This is a genomic window from Gordonia sp. 852002-51296_SCH5728562-b (genome assembly GCF_001665475.1).
Lineage (GTDB): Bacteria > Actinomycetota > Actinomycetes > Mycobacteriales > Mycobacteriaceae > Gordonia > Gordonia sputi.
This window is the reverse complement of sequence record NZ_LZMI01000081.1, coordinates 39,941-57,792: the sequence shown is the minus strand read 5'-3', so window position 1 is coordinate 57,792 and position 17,852 is coordinate 39,941. Positions and strand designations below refer to the sequence as shown.

12 protein-coding genes and 1 pseudogene are annotated in these 17,852 nt (G+C 66.2%); 5 read left to right on the top strand and 8 right to left on the bottom strand.

Features of this window, described 5'->3' with window-relative positions; genetic code table 11:
* Positions 1-23 precede the first annotated feature (23 nt).
* From A5766_RS15050 to A5766_RS15035, 4 genes are read right to left on the bottom strand one after another with little or no spacing between them, the layout of a single operon-like run.
* Complete coding sequence (locus A5766_RS15050) at positions 24-1,100, bottom strand: threonine aldolase family protein (protein ID WP_039856055.1); 1,077 nt, start codon at positions 1,098-1,100, stop codon at positions 24-26.
* 37 nt (positions 1,101-1,137) lie between these two features.
* Positions 1,138-2,664, bottom strand: a complete 1,527-nt coding sequence (locus A5766_RS15045) for a pyridoxal phosphate-dependent decarboxylase family protein (RefSeq protein ID WP_064861895.1) — start codon at positions 2,662-2,664, stop codon at positions 1,138-1,140.
* Positions 2,665-2,683: 19 nt separating this feature from the next.
* Positions 2,684-4,072 (bottom strand): MFS transporter, encoded by a 1,389-nt coding sequence (locus A5766_RS15040; protein ID WP_064861889.1) that lies wholly within the window; start codon positions 4,070-4,072, stop codon positions 2,684-2,686.
* Complete coding sequence (locus A5766_RS15035) at positions 4,065-6,023, bottom strand: hypothetical protein (RefSeq protein ID WP_064861894.1); 1,959 nt, start codon at positions 6,021-6,023, stop codon at positions 4,065-4,067. The genes A5766_RS15040 and A5766_RS15035 overlap by 8 nt, the downstream gene beginning before the upstream one ends.
* 178 nt (positions 6,024-6,201) lie before the next feature.
* Between A5766_RS15035 and A5766_RS15030 the strand changes: the two genes are divergently transcribed.
* Positions 6,202-7,233: an LLM class flavin-dependent oxidoreductase gene (locus A5766_RS15030; protein WP_064861893.1), complete on the top strand. Its 1,032-nt coding sequence runs from the start codon at positions 6,202-6,204 to the stop codon at positions 7,231-7,233.
* A 59-nt stretch (positions 7,234-7,292) separates the two neighbouring features.
* Here the strand turns inward: A5766_RS15030 and A5766_RS15025 are convergent.
* Positions 7,293-9,186 (bottom strand): annotated as a pseudogene (locus A5766_RS15025) (acyl-CoA thioester hydrolase/BAAT C-terminal domain-containing protein).
* 175 nt (positions 9,187-9,361) lie between these two features.
* Between A5766_RS15025 and A5766_RS15020 the strand changes: the two are divergent.
* On the top strand, positions 9,362-11,830 hold the full coding sequence (locus A5766_RS15020) for a Tex family protein (protein WP_064861888.1): 2,469 nt from the start codon (positions 9,362-9,364) through the stop codon (positions 11,828-11,830).
* A gap of 86 nt (positions 11,831-11,916) precedes the next feature.
* A complete protein-coding gene (locus A5766_RS15015) occupies positions 11,917-12,333 on the top strand; it encodes an NUDIX hydrolase (protein WP_064905209.1) in 417 nt (138 codons plus the stop codon).
* Here A5766_RS15015 and A5766_RS15010 read toward each other — a convergent pair.
* Complete coding sequence (locus tag A5766_RS15010) at positions 12,305-13,108, bottom strand: SGNH/GDSL hydrolase family protein (protein WP_064861236.1); 804 nt, start codon at positions 13,106-13,108, stop codon at positions 12,305-12,307. The genes A5766_RS15015 and A5766_RS15010 overlap by 29 nt on opposite strands.
* Positions 13,109-13,226: 118 nt before the next feature.
* On the opposite strand from A5766_RS15010, the gene A5766_RS15005 reads away from it, so the two are divergent.
* Together A5766_RS15005 and A5766_RS15000 are read left to right on the top strand one after the other, a co-directional pair.
* Positions 13,227-14,039: a shikimate 5-dehydrogenase gene (locus A5766_RS15005; protein WP_064861237.1), complete on the top strand. Its 813-nt coding sequence runs from the start codon at positions 13,227-13,229 to the stop codon at positions 14,037-14,039.
* A gap of 133 nt (positions 14,040-14,172) precedes the next feature.
* Entirely contained in the window at positions 14,173-15,555 is a 1,383-nt protein-coding gene (locus A5766_RS15000) for a DUF4185 domain-containing protein (RefSeq protein ID WP_064905207.1), read from the top strand.
* A 12-nt stretch (positions 15,556-15,567) separates the two neighbouring features.
* On the opposite strand, the gene poxB is transcribed toward A5766_RS15000, so the two are convergent.
* Together poxB and A5766_RS14990 are read right to left on the bottom strand one after the other, a co-directional pair.
* Entirely contained in the window at positions 15,568-17,301 is a 1,734-nt protein-coding gene (poxB, locus tag A5766_RS14995) for a ubiquinone-dependent pyruvate dehydrogenase (RefSeq protein WP_064905205.1), read from the bottom strand.
* 96 nt (positions 17,302-17,397) lie between these two features.
* Positions 17,398-17,799 carry a hypothetical protein gene (locus tag A5766_RS14990; protein ID WP_064861235.1) on the bottom strand — a complete coding sequence of 134 codons (402 nt, stop codon included), beginning with the start codon at positions 17,797-17,799 and terminating at the stop codon, positions 17,398-17,400.
* Between the last annotated feature and the right edge of the window lie 53 nt (positions 17,800-17,852).

The window sequence follows — 17,852 nt, the reverse complement described above, 5'->3', positions numbered from 1 at the left end:
GACAGCTCCGCGGCGAGGACGGGTCACGTCGTCGCGAATCCCCAGCGGATCGCGTCGACGAAGCGGTCGACATCGTCGGTGGTCGTGTCCCAGGCGGTCATCCAGCGCACCTCGCCGACGCTTCGGTCCCAGTCGTAGAAGTGCACGCGTTCGCGGATGCGGTCGGCGATGTCGACCGGCAGTCGGGCGAAGACGGTGTTGGACTCAGTCTTCTGGGTCAACGTGAGCCCGGCGAGTGAGCCGTCGTCGATGCCCTTCTCCAGCTCGGCGCGCAGCCGGGCCGCCAGGGCGTTGGCGTGCGCGGCGTTTCGGAGACCGAGGTCGTCGTCGAACAGCGCGAGCAGCTGTGCGGAGGTGAACCGCATCTTGCTCGACAGTTGGGTGGTCGATTTGCGGAGGAATCCGGCGCCGGGAGCGCGGTCGGGGTCGATCACCACGACCGCCTCGGCGGACATGGTTCCGTTCTTCGTCCCGCCGAGGCTCACGATGTCAACACCGGCGTCGGTGAGGAACTCTCGAAACGGTTGCCGCAGAGCGGCGGCGGCGTTCCAGAGCCGCGACCCGTCGACGTGGACCGCCATTCCGAATCGGTGTGCCGTCTCACTGAGGTCGGCGATTTCTGCTGCGGTGTACAGGGTTCCGAGTTCGGTAACCTGTGTGATGCTGACCGCCAGAGGCTGTGCGAGCTGCTCATCGCCGAGCGCGTCAGCTCCTGCTTCGATCTGCGACGGAGTGAGCTTGCCGTCGCCGGTGCTCATGCCGATCACCTTGATGCCCGAAAGACGCTCGGGCGCAGCGCCTTCAGAGGTGTTGATGTGTGCGCTGGATGGCGCGATGACAGCACCCCACCGTGGAAGAAGTGCCGAGAGTGCGACGACGTTCGCGCCCGTGCCGTTGAAGAGCGGGTAGACCTCGGCACGATCGCCGAACTGACCACGGACCACGTCGCGGAGACTGCGCGTGTACTCGTCTGCGCCATACGGAGACTGGTGTCCGCCGTTGGCGGCTGCGAGCGCTGCGAGCACGTCGGGATGTATTCCCGCGTAGTTGTCGCTGGCGAAGGAGCGGTGGTTGTCGTCGTGTAGCGAAGAGATGGTCACGCTGTCCACGTTGTCACTCTCGGCGAGCCGGCTCAATCTACGGGCTGCAGTACGCGGCGAGGAACTCGGCCAGCAGGCGGGCGGTGACGGGGCGTGGCAGTGATTCGACGGCCGCGATGATCGCGGGCATGTCCAGGTCTGACGCGCCACCATGCCGATGCGGGTTGATCCCGGCAGCAATCAGAACCTCTTCCGCTGCCGCACTGGGCAATGCGAGCGCCTGGTCGAGAGTGACGGCGCCGCTGTCGAACGCTCCGGCCAGTTCACGTAGTGCCTCGGGCGCCAGCCGGGCGGGCGCGCCGCGGACCTCCTCGGCCGCGAGCGCGAGAACCTCGACGAGTTCGTCGACGACGGAATCGGTGACCGGTGTGATCGTCAGGTGTGTGGTGGCAGGCAGGACTGTGCCGTCCGGCTGCGTGAACGCGGGCTGTGCCTGCAGTGCGAATCCGCGCGCCGACACTGCGGAGCCCCACAGGTGGGTGTCGACGGGTTCGGCCGCCTCGGGGTCGGTGCGTACGGCGAGAACAGGTCCCGACGGCGCGCCGACGACGCGTAGCCCGTCGATCCCGTCTATGGCTGTGACGACGGCATCGAACGCGTGTCGGATTCGTCCCGTCAATGCGGCGTAGCCGTCGGCACCCAGGGTCCGGCTGACCGCCCATGCCGAGGCGAGTCCCGCGGCGGAGCGGGAGCCGAGCAGCGTCGGATTGACGATCGGGTAGCCGGGCCAGTCGGTGATGGAGAAGAACTGGGCGCGGTGTCGGTCGCGGTCGCGGTGCAGCAGGAGCGACGAGCCCTTTGGTGCGTAGCCGTACTTGTGCAGGTCGGCGGAGAGGCTGGTGACGCCGTCGACTCGAAAATCCCAGGGAGGCAGACCATCCCACCACGCCAGTGCGAAACCGCCGAGGCAGGCGTCGACGTGGAAGGCGAGATCGCGCGACCGGGTGATCTCGGCGATCTCGGCGATCGGATCGAGCACTCCCGTCGGGTAGTTGGGTGCCGAGGCCACGACGAGAATCGTGTCGTCCCGAATGGCATCGGCGATGTCGTTGGCGCGCACCGCAGTCGATGCCGTCGGCACGGGCACCCGGATCGCCTCGACACCGAACAGTTCGGCGGCCTTGAGGAATGCCGCGTGTGCGGTCGTCGGCAGGACCATCGACGACTGCCCGGGTGCAGCGCCCACGCGATCGCGGGCAGCCTTCACGGCGAGCAGGCAGCTCTCGGTGCCACCAGAGGTGACCGACCCCACGGCGTCCGGACCATGAAAAGTGGCGCGGCCGAACTCGATCAGATCGCGTTCCATTGCCGCCACGGAGCCGAACACCGTCGGGTCGAGTCCGTTGACCGACTGCACCATTCGTGCGGCCGACGCCGCGACCTCGTCGAGCACCTCGAGTCCGGAGTCGTAGACGTACGACAGCACATGTCCGCCGTGCGTCGGCGCATCCGTCGATCGATAGTCAGTCAGTTCGTGCAGAGCCGCGTCGGCTCGATCCTTCAGGTTCGGCGGTTCCTGAGCTCGTGGATCCACCGGGTCGGCTGCGTCGGGGCTGGAGGTCATCGACATCGGTCCTTTCGGGTCACTGAGTGGGGTGCCCCGTCGTGCTGGGGTGAGCGGTCAGAGCGTCGACGCCGGCGTCGTCGCGGTAGTCGCGGAGGAACAGCAGACTGAACACGACAAGCAGCGCCGGCACCAGCGAGAAGGCGAGTGCGATAGCCGTGAGCGCCGAATCCGGTTGTCCGACTGCGGTATCGCCGCTCGACGACACGAACCCGCCGATCGCGAGAATCAGCAGGAACACGCCCGGGCCGAGAGCGAGGCCAACCGTCTCACAGGCGGTCCACACCCCGGACATGGCACCGCCCCGGTCGTGGCCGGTGGTACGGCGATCCGATTCGATGATGTCGGGGAGCATCGCGAGCGGGAACGCCTGCATGCCCGCGTATCCGACGCCTGCAACCGCCACGGACGCCAGCATCCACCAGCCGGGGGCCCACGCCGCCACCAGCAACGACGCCGTTGCGGCGATGAACAATACCGACGCCAGGACCAGCCCGGCCACCTTCCCGAATCGGTGTCCGAGTCGATACCAGAGGGGCATCACGATCAGCGCGGGTCCGACCAGCGCGACGAACATGTACGTCAGCGCGGACTTGTTGCCGAGGAGATACGTCGCTACGTATTGCGCGCCACCGAGCATGACCGCGCTCGCGAGTGCCTGAATCACGAAGAGTGCGACGAGGAGTCGGAAGTTGCGTACCTGTGTCAGCGCTGCGACACCGTCGCGCAGGCGGGTTCTGGGAGGTTCGGCGACTCGTGACGCCGCAGCGGATCGGGGTGCTGCGCCGAATGTCGCGATGAGCATTCCGGTGCAGAGGACCAGTGCTGCCACGACAGCCATGACCGCGTACCCCACGTGGCCGCCGCCCGCGGCGTCGCGGATCGCGGGACCGCCCGCGCCGACCAGCAGAATAGCGAGCGCGAGGACCGCGATTCGTGTGGTGATGAGGCGGGTCCGTTGGTGATAGTCGTGCGTGATCTCTGCGGGTAACGCGACGTAGGGCACCTGGAAGAAGCCGTAGGCGATAGCCGTCAACGTGAAGAACACGAACACCCAGGTGGCGGCCAGAGCAGGGGACGCGCTCGGTGGGACGAGGAACGTGAGTACGAACAACGGGACGAGTGCCAGCGCCCCGAAGACCATGAAGGAGCGTCGGCTCCCGGTGCGGGCTGCGCGTGCATCCGAGCGGGCACCGATGATCGGGTTGACCACGACGTCGATGATCTTCGGTGCGACCACGACTATCGAGGCAACCGTCGCCGCAACCGCAAGCGTGTCGGTGAGGTAGTACGCCAGTACCAATCCGGGGAGCGTGCCGAAACCACCCGTACCGACACTGCCCGCGGCATACGACAGCAGCGTTCGACGTCCGAGCACGTCTGCAGGTGCCGCGGGTCGGTCAGCCACGGTATGCCTCGACCCGTTCCCACATTCGGGTGTACGCCTCCGCGGCGGCGAACAGGTCGTCGACGACGCGCGGGCCGTCGACCGGCCCCGCCTGGACGCGAAGGCTCTCGATCCAGTCCGGCAGAAGTCCGTAATGTGCTGTGCCGTCGACGTTCACGTCGAAGACGCGTTTCCCCGAGACCTGCCTGCTGATCTCGGTGACACCGTCGGCTCCGCGGAACGGATACCTCACCGGGTTGCGACTCGCTGACGGTCGCGGGTGTGCCTGGGCGCCGAGACCACCCATGTCAGGGCCGAACCCGACACCGAAGAAATAGTCGGGACTGCGCTGCTCGCGCAGCACACGCCACGCAGAAAGGTAGTCGGGTGGAAGGTCTCCGTGTCGCCCCTTCTCACCCGGTTTGCCCTCGGCAGGTGTCGCGAACAATCCGACGATGCCGCCGGCGGAGAGAATGCGGCCATAGTTGCGCGGATCGGTCCACGTGTGCGACGAGATCACTCCTGGATAGTGACGCCTGGAGATGATGTCGAGGACGGCTTCGGCCGATTTGGCGCTGAAGTGGTCGATGTCGATGGCCATGTTGCGGTCGATGAGTCCGTTGACCGCGTACGCGCCCAACGACGTCAGCCCGCGAACGTTGCACTGCTGCCCGCGCGGGTAGCCGAGGACCGGGTTGTCCTTCTCGGCGGTCTGGCACTTCTCGACCTGCCACGGATGCCCGTTGGACAACTGCTCGCCGGTGTTGACGGCGGTTCCGGTGACGCCCTGGTCGAATCGCGTTCCGCCGAGCGCGTTGTCGAATTTGTGCGTGAGGATCACCTGGCGAATGCCCATCGACTTCAGTTCGTCGAGTCCTCGATCGATATCGGTGCGCGAGCACAGCGAACGACCGGAGACCTCACGGCACCCGAACGGCTCGGAGATCTCGATGCCGAGAGTCACGGCCACCTTGCCGTCCGCGATGACTCGACGGGCGTCTGCCGCCGAGGACACGATGCGCAGGAATCCCTTTCCGGGGCCACCATTTTGGGCGTCGACGTAGTCGACGAGCTGGTGTAACAGCCGGTGTTGGATGCGCACCGATTCCATCTCGTTGCACGGCTGATCGCCGCGCCAGTACTTCTCGCACAGCACGCGGTTCTGCACGTAGTAGTTCTGGATCATGCGCAGTCCCGACCGCCAGGAACGTTCGATCCAGCGGTAGTAGGTCTGCTCGTGCGTTAGTGAATCCCATCTCGGCCACTGCGAGAACGTCGGCCAGCCGTCGGTGGCGTGCGGGCCGGGGCGCGACAGCACCTGCTCGGACACCGCGGGAATGCCGTCGGGCTCGTGGTCGGGGCAGTCGCGCAACGCAACCGTCACACCCAGCGGATCAAAAGGCTTACCGCAGTGCAGTTCTCCGCCGAGGAACTGCTCGGAAAGCAGATGCGCGTGCGAGTCGACGAAGCCGCGGAGATTGCCCTGGGCGTCGGTGCCACGCATGACGGGACCGGTCACGTCGATCTCCGGTTCGGGAAACGGTCGACATCCCATCGCGGGCGTGAGATGTACTTCTCGAGGTCCGCCACTTCCTGCGACGGCGGGTGTCAGTGTGAAGTCGCGACCGCTGCCTGTCACATTCCACTGGGCGCGAGGGCTGACGGGGTGCGTGAGTGTTGGCGTGCCCGCAGTCGCGGTGAGTAGACGTTCGCCCCTACCGGAGAAGAGATAGCTGCCGAGGCCTGCGGCCTTGGCGGTGAACGGCCCGGACTGCCCGCCCACGTTCTTCCCGCCTCGATCGGCGATCTGCACGCAGGTGTTCGCCAGGGCGTAGACGTCGCCCGTGACCGCTCCCGCACGTGCAGGGAGAAGGACGGTGAGGGTGCCGACGGCGAGGCAGCACGCGAGGATGAGTGCGGTCGGTGCGACCCGAACGCGGTTGTGAAGGCGAGGCGTCGCCGTTCTGGTCATTCCCGGCACGGTAACCGAGCGCGCTTGTACCCGCCGACTTTTCGATACCGGTGAGCCAAAGTCGGACGTGGTCAGGTCATCGCACCGACGTGCATTTCCTGCGACGACGCTCCGCGACGCGCGGCAGGGATGGACGGGGTATCACTGACAGGAGAGCAGAATCACGATGGGAGATGTGATGCCGCGCGAAGGCGAATCACTACAGAAGATGGGGTTCCTCACGATAGGTCGGTTCGACGAGGCCGACCCGAGGGCTGGTCACCTCGAGACGCTGCGCACGATAGAGGCGGCCGAAGAACTCGGCTTCGACAGCGTGTGGTTGCGTGACCGGCACCTGCAGCACGGCATCTCGTCGCCGGTTGCGATGCTCGCGGCCGCGTCGATGCGGACGACGCGGATCGAACTCGGTACGGCGGTGATACCGCTCGGACTGGAGAATCCGTTCCGCCTCGCCGAAGACCTCGCCACGGTCGATCTTCTCTCCGGCGGTCGTATCAATCCCGGTGTGTCCGTGGGTACTCCGATGAGATACGACGATTTCAAGACCGCGCTCTACCCGGACACCTACGACCGTGAGGACTTCTCCAAGAACCGGGTGCTGCGGCTGCTGTCGCATCTGCGGGGTGAACCGGTGAGTGAGTTCGAGGGAACCGTCGGGATCGAGACCTTCTCCCGAAGCGTTCAGCCGCAGTCACCGGGTTTGGCCGGCCGCGTCTGGTATGGCGGCGGACTCGAATCGGCGAAGTGGGCCGCTCAGCACGGATTGAACTACCTGACTTCCTCGGTGGTCAGTATCGAGGGCACGACGTCGCGGGACTTCGCGACAATTCAGGCCGAACACATCGACGCCTACCGGGCAAACCATCCCGATCCGTCGTCGGCGCGCGTGTCGCAAGGGCTCGTGGTGATCCCGACGGACTCCGCGACACCCGACCAGGTACGCAAATACGAGGCATACGCGCAGTCTCGCTTCGAGCGGACGCTGAGCCCGCAGGGTCCGCGCGGAATGATGTTCTCGCCGGACTATGTCGGAAGTTCCGCTGAGTTGGCTGAGAAGCTGTTCTCGCACAAGGGGTTTCAACGAGCGACCGAGGTGGCGTTCGCGTTGCCCTTTACCTTCGACGCCGCAGACTACGAGCAGATCATCACCGACATGGCGCAGCATCTCGGACCAGCGCTGGGTTGGATACCCAAGACCACCGAGTCATAGGCGGTCGGGTCATAGGCAGTCGGGGGCCGTAGGTAGTTGGGGGCCATGGGCAGTCGGGTTCACGCCAGGGTGGAGTCGAGGAATTCGGTGATCTCGGCTGTCAGCGCCAGGCAGGCCATGCCGTGTTCGCGTGGTTGGCCACCGAGATCGATCCCGCCGACCACCTGGACCTGCGACGGGTAGAGACCAGGACGCAGGAGGTGCCCCGCGCCGTCGTAGCGGATATGCGTATCGGACTGCGACCCTCGGCGGCCGAGCAGCGCGTCAGCCATCTGCTCGGATGGCCACAGGTGATCGTCGGAGCCGCTCACGCACAGGATCGGGCACGCGATCTTCTCCCACGCGATGACGGCATCTGCCGTCTGCGAGCGGTTACGTGACACGGTGTCGAGGCCCGCACTGTATGCGGGTGCCAACCTCAGCAACGTCGGCTTGTTGCGTGCGACATCTCGCGAGAGATGCCATGCGTTGCTGATCAATTGTGGCATGAGGACTCCGCTCGGCAGCGGCGCGTACGAGCACGATTGGCCGCGGTAGCTCCACGACGAGGTGTCGGGTATCTCGCCGCCGTCGCCGATCGCCTGCCAGGTCACCGAACTCGGGCTCAACAAGACGAGGGCTCCGACGGGAAGGTCGGGTTCGCGCGCGAGGGTGGCCGCCACGCCTTCGGCTCCACGGGAGATGCCCAGCGCGGCAACGGTGGTCGAATCAACCTCGGTGCGCCGTGACAGCCACGAGATCGCGGTGGCGAAGCGCTCGAGTGGAATGCCTGCGACCGGAACTGCTTCCGGGTCGGCGTCGAGCCAGTCATAGGCAAGGGCGACGATGCCGCGCGATGCCAGTGCGCAGATCGTCGCCCGCTGGGAGTCGTATCCGCCCTCCGAACCACCGAAACAGACCACGGCGCGTCGGGCATGGCCCTCTGCCGGCAGTGCGAGGAGACCGGGTCTGCCGTCGACGTCGACCTCGCTGACGCGAACGCCGGGAGCTGTTGCGGACCGGAGTCGCGTGACGTCGGAGCGATGCTGGCCTCCTCTCGCCTCGATGCGAAGCTGCCACGGTTCCGCGGGAGGAATGAACAGGTCGGCGCGGTCGGGTTCGCCGGTGAATGCCATTGCCCAGAGGATGTCGTCGACGGATTGTCCGGTGCCGGCCAGGCGGCCCTGCCACCGCCAGAGTCGGCCGTAGAGATCCTGCCCGGACACCGACACCGCGATGTCGGGGATGCCGGGGGCGTCGACGCCGATGGAGAACGGTTCGTCGTGGCGGCTGGTCGACGGCGCGCGTACGACGACGCGGGGGTCCTGATCGTCGGCAGGAGCGTCGGGCTGGGCGACCGGATCACCCGGATGCGTCGCGTCCTGTCGCTTGCTGATCGCATCGGTGTGCGACGAGAACCACGCGGGGAAGACCCCCGGAGACGGTGCCTGCGACACCCAGGAGCGTGAACGGCACAACCCAGTAGCAGACGATCGACAATGTCGACGCGCCGTCGCGGATCGTCGCCTCGCCCTGTACGAGGGGCGGGATCAGCGACACCACTGTCATCACTCCGAAGACCGCGATCCACATCCACGTCATCGCAGAGGTGATCACGCGGAATCCGTCGCTGCGCGCGACGTCGTCGGTGACGGACGCACGCGCGTACTCGCGGACGAACGGTCGACCGATCACCATGCCGACGAGGGCGATGAGGAAGATCGCGGCGTTGCCCAGTGGTTGTAGCCAGCGCTCCAGAAACGAGTCGCTGACGGTGAATGCGAGGACGGTGAACATCGCGAAAACCAATACAGCACCGGCCTCGAGGGTGTGCCAGGGCTGTCGACGCAGCCGCTGCACCGCGACAGCGAGCACGGCCAGGCAGAGGGCGACGATCACGGCGACGCGAAACGAGGTGTTGCCGACCAGAATCCAGTAGATGATCCAGGGGGAGAAGCCGATCAGGAATCCCATGTGGCACTCGATTCTCGGATAGCGGACCCAATGGTGGTGACCCCCACCGGCCGATCTTACGGCTGGTCCCGGAGGTGCGGGACGGAATCGCTTGCCGCATCCGCGACGATGTCGTCGACGACACGCACATCCACCGCACGGATCGTTGTCGGCGCGCTTCGGTAGGGTGCTCCGGGTGACTTCGAGTGCATCCGAGACGGTTTCCGGAATCAAGTCGGTCAACGCACGCCTGGCGGACGAACTCCAGGTCGGCGAGCATCAGGTGGCTGCGGCGGTCAGACTCCTCGACGAGGGTTCGACGGTTCCGTTCATCGCGCGCTACCGCAAGGAGGTGACCGGCTCGCTCGACGACGCGCAACTGCGACTGCTCGACGAACGGCTGCGTTACCTGCGCGAACTCGATGAACGACGCGCCGCTGTGCTCGCGTCGATCGAGGAACAGGGCAAACTCACCGACGAGCTGCGGAACGCTCTGCTGACGGCGGAGACCAAGTCGCGCGTCGAGGACATCTACCTGCCGTACAAGCCCAAGCGTCGAACCAAGGCGCAGATCGCGCGCGAGGCAGGCCTCGAACCACTCGCCGACCGATTGCTCAGCGACCCATCGCTCGATCCCACTGTCATCGGAGCCGAATTCGTCTCCGACGCGGTAACCGACGCCGCTGCGGCACTCGAGGGTGCCCGACACATCCTCATCGAGCGGGCCAGTGAAGATGCACAACTCGTCGGCGAGGTGCGCGAGACGTTCTGGCGACAGGGATCGTGCGCCAGCGCCCCGCGCTCGGAGGAGATCGCGAAAAGCGCTGCGGGACAGAAGTTCCGCGACTACTTCGACTTCGCGGAGCCGCTCGACGAGATGCCGTCGCACAGGGTGCTCGCCGTGTTGCGCGGCGAGAAGGAGGGCGTGCTCGCCGTCGACCTCACCGGAGGCGACGACGAGGGCTATCAGTCGATGGTCGCGGCGAGCCTCGGCGTCGACCTGTCCGGGAAGGGCGCGGCGTCGACCTGGCTGGCCACCACCGTGCGATGGGCATGGCGCACCAAACTCATGATCTCCACGGCCGTCGACGCTCGGGTCCGTCTGCGTCAGCGCGCCGAGGACGACGCCGTCGCGGTGTTCGCGAAGAACCTGAAAGACCTGCTCCTCGCAGCACCCGCGGGCAACCGCACCACTCTGGGCCTCGACCCGGGGTTCCGGACAGGCGTCAAGGTCGCCGTGGTCGACGGCACCGGAAAGGTGCTCGACACGTGCGCGATCTTTCCGCATCAGCCGCAGAAGCAGTGGGACACGGCGAAGGCGACGTTGGCCGCGTTGGTGGCGCGCCACGGCGTCGAATTGATCGCTATCGGAAACGGCACGGCGTCGAGGGAGACGGATTCACTTGCCGCCGAACTCATCTCGGATATCTCGGCATCGGGAGCACGGCCGCCGATCAAGGCAACGGTGAGCGAAGCGGGAGCATCGGTCTACTCGGCGTCGGAGTACGCGTCGGGTGAGCTACCCGACCTCGACGTCTCGATCCGTGGCGCGGTGTCGATCGCGCGCCGCCTGCAGGATCCGCTGGCAGAACTGGTGAAGATCGATCCGAAGTCGATCGGTGTCGGTCAGTATCAACACGACGTCACGCCGGGCACGCTCGCCCGTAGCCTCGACGCGGTGGTCGAGGACGCGGTGAACGCCGTCGGCGTCGACCTCAACACCGCGTCGGTGCCGCTGCTGGCCCGGGTGTCGGGTGTGGCACCGACACTCGCCGAGGCCATCGTCGCACATCGGGATGCCGCGGGCCGATTCCGCAGTCGAGCGGCATTGCTCGAGGTTCCTCGATTGGGGCCCAAGGCATTTGAGCAGTGCGCGGGATTCCTGCGGATCACCGATGGCGACGACCCGCTCGACGCGTCGGGCGTGCACCCCGAGGCGTATCCCGTGGTGCGTCGCATCCTCGACCGCACAGGCCTCGAACTCGCAGGACTCATCGGCGACGAGCGATCACTGAAGTCGTTGAAGCCCGCAGAGTTCGCCGACGAGAGGTTCGGCGTGCCGACGGTCACCGACATCCTCGGCGAGCTCGAGAAGCCGGGACGCGATCCGCGCCCCGCCTTCACCACCGCAACCTTCGCCGCGGGCGTCGAGAAGGTCTCCGACCTCCAGCCCGGCATGGTCCTCGAAGGTGTCGTCACCAACGTCGCCGCGTTCGGCGCGTTCGTCGACGTCGGAGTACATCAGGACGGGCTCGTCCACGTGTCGGCCATGGCGACTCGGTTCGTCTCCGACCCGCACGAGGTGGTCAAGTCCGGCCAGGTGGTCAAGGTCAAGGTCGTCGAGGTCGACGTCGACCGACAGCGCATCGGCCTGAGTCTTCGACTCGACGACGAGGTGCGCACACCGGGCGGCGATCGTGGCGCGCGCCGCAACGACGCCCGCACGGGTCAGGACTCGCGCCAAGCCCCACGTGGCGGCTCTGCGAACGGACGCGGCGGAAACGACGGCCGTGCCGATCGAGGCCGCGCAGGCAACGGGCAGGCTCGTGGCGGTCAACCGCGCGGAGGTAAGGGACGTGACGGCAAGGGACGGGACCGACGAGAGTCCCAGCCGATCAACGGATCGATGGCCCAGGCGCTGCGCGACGCGGGCTTCGGAAAATGACGCGGGTGTGTGGACATGACGCGAGCTCGGGGAACGACTTCGCTTACGTCGCAGCGTGACTGGTCATCCATGAGCACGGCGAGCCGATGACGTCGCCCGGCGGGCCCGCCCCGGTCATCACGGTTGCTGCGGTCGTCATCCGCGACGACGACGGTCGGTTGCTGACGGTCCGGAAAAAGGGAGCCGTCAGATTCATGCTGCCCGGCGGTAAGCCCGAACCGGGGGAGGATGGTCGACGTACGGCGCTGCGCGAGTCCCGGGAGGAATTGGCGGTCGAGCTACGCGCCGATGACCTCGTCGAACTGGGTGTGTTTCGCGCCGACGCCGCCAACGAGGTCGGCCATCTCGTCGAAGCCACTGTGTTCGAGCATCCGTACGTCCGCGTCGACGCGCCCGCCGCCGAGATCGCGGAACTTCAGTGGATCGACGTCGCGTCGGCGAATGTCCCGTTGGCGCCGCTGCTCGCCGACCACATCATCCCGCTGTTGCTGGCTCGGCGTTGACGTCACTGAGCGCGTCGGCAGCGACGACCGGCTCGGGCCACCGCGGACTGATGCTGTCACCCGACGACACCCCTCGCACACGACGCATGAGCCAGGGATAGAGAAACGTGCGCGCCCACTCGACGTTGTCGCGTCGCCGTTGCTCACGTGTCTGCACTGGTAGCGGGGCCAGTGAGGGTACGTCGATAGTGTGCGTTGCGCCGATCAGGTCGAGTACCTCGGATGCCATGCGTGCGTGTCCGAGCGACGACATGTGCAGTCGGTCGGTGTCCCACATGCGGTAGTCGTCGTATCCGGCGAGCCGCCAGAAGTCGAGGATGCGCGCGCCCTGGCGCTCAGCGATCGCCCGCAGCAGCTCGTTGTAGATGGCGCTCCGACCGCGAGTGAGCCGGAAGATGGGAGCCCAGCCGGCGTCGTACGCGGTGAACACGATGACCGTTGCACCCGTCGAGCGCAGTCGGGCCAAAGCCTTCTCGTAGCGGGACATCATGGCGTCGAGGTCGACGGAGCCACGCATCAGATCATTTCCACCCGCGTAGATGGTGATCAGATCGGGTTGCAGCGATAGGGCGCGGTCGATCTGCTCGTCGAGCACCTGATCGAGCAGGCGCCCACGGATCGCGAGGTTGGCGTAGCGCAGCGAGGGGTTATCGACGGCGAGCTGTTCCGCGACACGATCGGCCCATCCGCGTAACCCGTTGGGGCGGGTGGGGTCCGGATCGCCGACCCCCTCCGTGAACGAATCACCAAGTGCCACATATGTGTTCCAGCCCACAGAATCGACCTCCTGATGTCTCGGTGCGACTAACGACGAGGCTACGACGCGACTCGTCGTGCTGTCACATCGTCGTTCGGTCGGTCTGAGTGGCGATGCGGGCAGTAGCGTGGCGCGCATGCCGATTCTCAACAAGGACATGACCCTGTGCATCTCGCTCGCCGCGCGGCCGTCGAACATCGGTACGCGGTTTCACAACTATCTCTACGACGAGCTCGGTCTGAACTACATCTACAAGGCATTCACCACCACCGACATCCACGGCGCGATTGCCGGTGTTCGTGCGCTCGGCATTCGTGGGTGTTCGGTGTCGATGCCGTTCAAAGAGGCTGTCATCGACCTCGTCGACGAGGTGGAGGAGTCTGCGGCGGCGATCGACTCCGTGAACACGATCGTCAACGACGACGGCCATCTCAGGGCGTCGAACACCGACTATGAGGCGGTGGCCACACTCATCGCAGACATCGATCCCGCGTCTTCGGTCGTGGTGCGGGGATCAGGTGGAATGGCGAAAGCCGTGGTGGCGGCGTTTCGTGGCGCAGGTTTCGACGATCTGACGGTGTGGGCTCGTAACGCTACGGCGGGCGAGGAGTTGGCGTCGAAGTACGGCTACCGAGCGACCGACAGCGCGCAAGCCCCGGGAACGCAGATCCTGGTCAACGTGACCCCGCTGGGCATGCAGGGCGCCGACGAGAACGTGCAGTCGTTCGACGACGACGCGATCGCCGCTGCTGATCTCGTATTCGACGTCGTCGCGCTGCCGGCGCAGACGCCCCTGATCCGCGCGTCCTCGGCAGCGGGGACACCGGTGATCACCGGTGCGCAGGTCATCGCACTACAGGCGGCGGCGCAGTTCGAGAAGTACACCGGCAGGGTACTGACCGCGGATCAGGTCGCCCGAGCGTCGGAGTTCTCGCGCTCCGAAACGTGATCGTGACCGTGCCCATGTGTGAATGGTAATACCCATACGCCACAATGGCCTCTTGAATCACATCTGCCACACACGTCACAGGTGTGCTGCAGCCGACCCACAGTCGGACCGTTCATCGAGAGGACCATCGACCATGCTCCGAACCCGAGCAGGTGCACGCAGACTCGTCGTCGCGGCGCTCGTGGCGACCTCCGTGGGCGCTTTTGTCGTCGCTGGTGAGGGACGTGCGACGGCGGCGCCCTGCGCGAATGCGGGTAACGGCTCGCTTCCCGATCTCGGCAGCGCATCCGGGTCGCTGGGCGGGACGGGCTCCCTGGGGACCGGCTCTCTGGGAACCGGGTCATTGGGCTCGGGTTCCCTCGGTTCTGGCTCGTCCGGTGCGCGACCGGGCTTGGGAACCCAGGGCCCGCTGCCGATCTACATCACCCCACGCGCCCGCACGGTGTCGTGGGTGACGGGGCCACGCAGCATCGACCGTACGTTCAGTCGATTCACGATCAGCGGCACCGACCTCGGCATCTCCTGGGACAACGGCTCCGGACAGACGCTGATGGCGTTCGGCGACACCTTCGGCGACTGCAACGCGGCAGGTCAGGAGTGGCGACACAACACGCTCATGCGGACCCGCGACACCAAGTTCGATGACGGCGTGAGCGTCCCGCCCGGCGTGCCCGGCGACGTGCAGTCCGGCAGTCCCGTCGACGCTGCCCGTCCCACCTTTGCGCGCGAACTGATCTCGGCACTCGGTGTCAGTCCCATCGAGACGACCACCATCCCCACCGCCGCCATCTCGCTGCCCTGGGGATCGGGGTACCGGCAGTTCATCAACTTCATGTCGGTACGGTCGTGGGGTTCCGCCGGTCACTGGGTGACCAACTATTCAGCCGTCGCGCACTCTGACGACAACGGACAGAACTGGACGGTCGATCGCGGGACCATCCTCGTGAATTCGCCTGTGGCCGCGGCCCTTCCGTTCGATCTGCCGCCGGCGGAACCCAACAATGGAAGGTTTCAGCAGAACGCCTACGTGCGCGGGCACGGCGCGCAGAGCGACTATGTGTACCAATTCGGTACGCCCAACGGACGATTCGGCGCGGGCTTCCTCGCCCGGTTCAAGCCGACCGACATCCTCGACGTCACCAAGTACCAGTACTGGGCAGGTCGCGATCGCAAGTGGGTCGACAAGATCGCCGAGGTGCCCGACGACGGATCGGCGATCGTCGTGCCCGCTCCAGTCACGGAACTGTCGGTGGCGTGGAGTCCGTACCTGAACAAGTACATGATGCTCGACGGCGACAACGGGATTCGCATCCGCACAGCGAACCAACCGGAAGGTCCGTGGAGCGCGCCGACCTACCTTGTGGTGCCGGGCGCCGTCGTCCTGTACGGACCCATGATCCAACCGCACTCGCCCGCAGTCGTCGGGTCATCGCCCGAACTGTTCTTCAACGCCTCGCGTTGGAGCGACTACAACGTGATGCTGGTGCGCGCCGACCTCAGCAAGGTGCCGCACTGAGCGCTGCGGGCCTCAGTCGAAGAGCCTGCGGAAGACGTTCGTTTCGGCCAGATCCATCAGTTCGTCGCCGCGTCCGGAGAGAACTGTCCGGATCGCGTACAGCGTGAATCCCTTCGCTTGCGCTGCCGACACCGTTGGCGGGATCGACAACTCCTGTCGCGCGGTGACGACGTCGAGCAGCGCAGGCCCGTCGTGAGCGAGGAACTCGCGTATCGCGGAGTCGAGGTCGCCGGGGTTCTCGACGCGGTCGCCCTTGATCCCGATCGCACGCGCCAGGGCGGCGAAGTCGGGGTTCTCCAGGTCGGTACCGAAGTTCACGAACCCCGCGGCCTTCATCTCCAACTCGACGAAGTTCAGCGACGAATTGTTGAAGACGACGATCTTGACCGGCAGGGCGTTCTGCGTGAGTGTCAGCAGCTCGCCGAGCAACATGGCGAGCCCGCCGTCGCCCGCCATGGCGATGACTTGCCTACCGGGGTAGCTTGCCTGCGCGCCGACTCCCTGAGACACCGCGTTCGCCATCGACCCGTGCGTGAACGAGCCGATCAGTCGCCGTTTCCCGTTCATCTCGAGGTATCGCGCTGCCCAGACGACCGGCGAGCCGACGTCCGGGATGAAGACGGCGTCGTCGGTGGCGTGGTCGGAGAGCAACTTGGCCAGATACTGCGGGTGGATCGGCGTCTTGCCGTCGTTCACGGCGAGGTCGTTCAGCGACGCGCGCGCCTTGATGTAGTGCTCACGCGACGAACGAAGGTGTTCCGAGCTGCGGTTCCGGTCGATGAGGGGGAGTAGGGCAGGGATCGTGTCGGCAACCGATCCGACGAGCCCGACGTCGACCGGTGTGCGTCGACCGATCTGCTCGCCGCGGATGTCGAGTTGGATGATCGTCGCCTTGGAGGGGAAGAACTGCTGATACGGAAAGTCGGTGCCCAGCATCAACAACGTGTCGCACTTCTCGATGGCGCGATACCCCGAGCTGAAGCCGAGCAGTCCGGTCATCCCCACGTCGTACGGGTTGTCGTACTCCAAAAACTCCTTGCCGCGCAGCGCGTGGACAACAGGTGCCTGAAGAGCTCCTGCCAATTCGACGACGGCGTCGTGGGCGCCCGCGGTGCCTGCGCCTCCCAGGATGGTGACCTTCTCGGCAGCATTCAGCGCGGCCGCGACGTCGCGCAATTGGGCGTCGGTGGGGCGGACGACCCTGTCGATGGCGCGGATCGCGGCGCCACCCCGACGGTGATGCTCTTTCTCGAGGAAGTTCTCACCGGGGATCACGAGCACGGCAACACCGCGTCGTTCGACGGCGGTGCGGATCGCGATGTCCAGCAGGCGGGGCAATTGTGCTGGGGTGCTGACCATTTCGCAGAAGTCGCTGCACTCGACGAACAACTGCTCGGGGTGCGTCTCCTGGAAGTATCCGCTGCCGATCTCCGCGGCCGGTATGTGCGCAGCGATCGCGAGCACCGGCACGCGACTGCGCTGCGCGTCGAAGAGACCGTTGATCAGGTGCAGATTGCCCGGCCCGCAGCTTCCGACGCACACCGCGAGCTCGCCGGTGAGTGCCGCCTCCGCAGAGGCGGCGAATGCGGCACCTTCCTCGTGGCGCGCGTGGACCCACTCGATCCGCTGATCCTTGCGTAACGCATCGGTGAATCCGTTCAACGAGTCGCCGGGGATTCCGTAGACCCTCTGCACTCCGGATCGATCGAGCGTTTCGATGATGCTGTCGGCCACGGTTCGTGCCACGTGCACACTCCTTGATCGGGGACGGGGCGTTCAGTTCGGCGTGCTCTGATCCCATCGTAGGCACGCCGCGCGCGGTACCTGCCGCGCCTGCGTCGGTTACGCCCCCTCTCGGATCACCTTTGGGCCGATGGTCTCAGCGCCCAAAGCTTCTACCCGAGAACGTAATTCGCGATCGGCGGTGACCACCGCGACCTGCCTGTCACGGTTCTCCGACACCACGTCGACGATGGTGTCGTCGCCCGATCCAGTCGCTTCGACAATGCGGATGCCCGGCCGGCCCACGGCCCCGCGAGCGCGCCCCTCCACGACAACCGTGATGTCGACGGGGCCGGGCATACCCGGCACGCCGGTGTGGGCGAACGGTGCCACCGAGTCGAGGAGGCGTTCGGTCGCTGCACGACGGTCCCGCCACCAACCGTCGGGAACCGAACCGACGACGTTGGCGGCGTCGACGACAAGGAGGGGAAGCGCTGAACGCGGGGCGTCGTCGAAGCTCATCTACCCATGGAATGCGCCCGACGGCAGGAAGTCAAGCACGTAACGAGGTGACG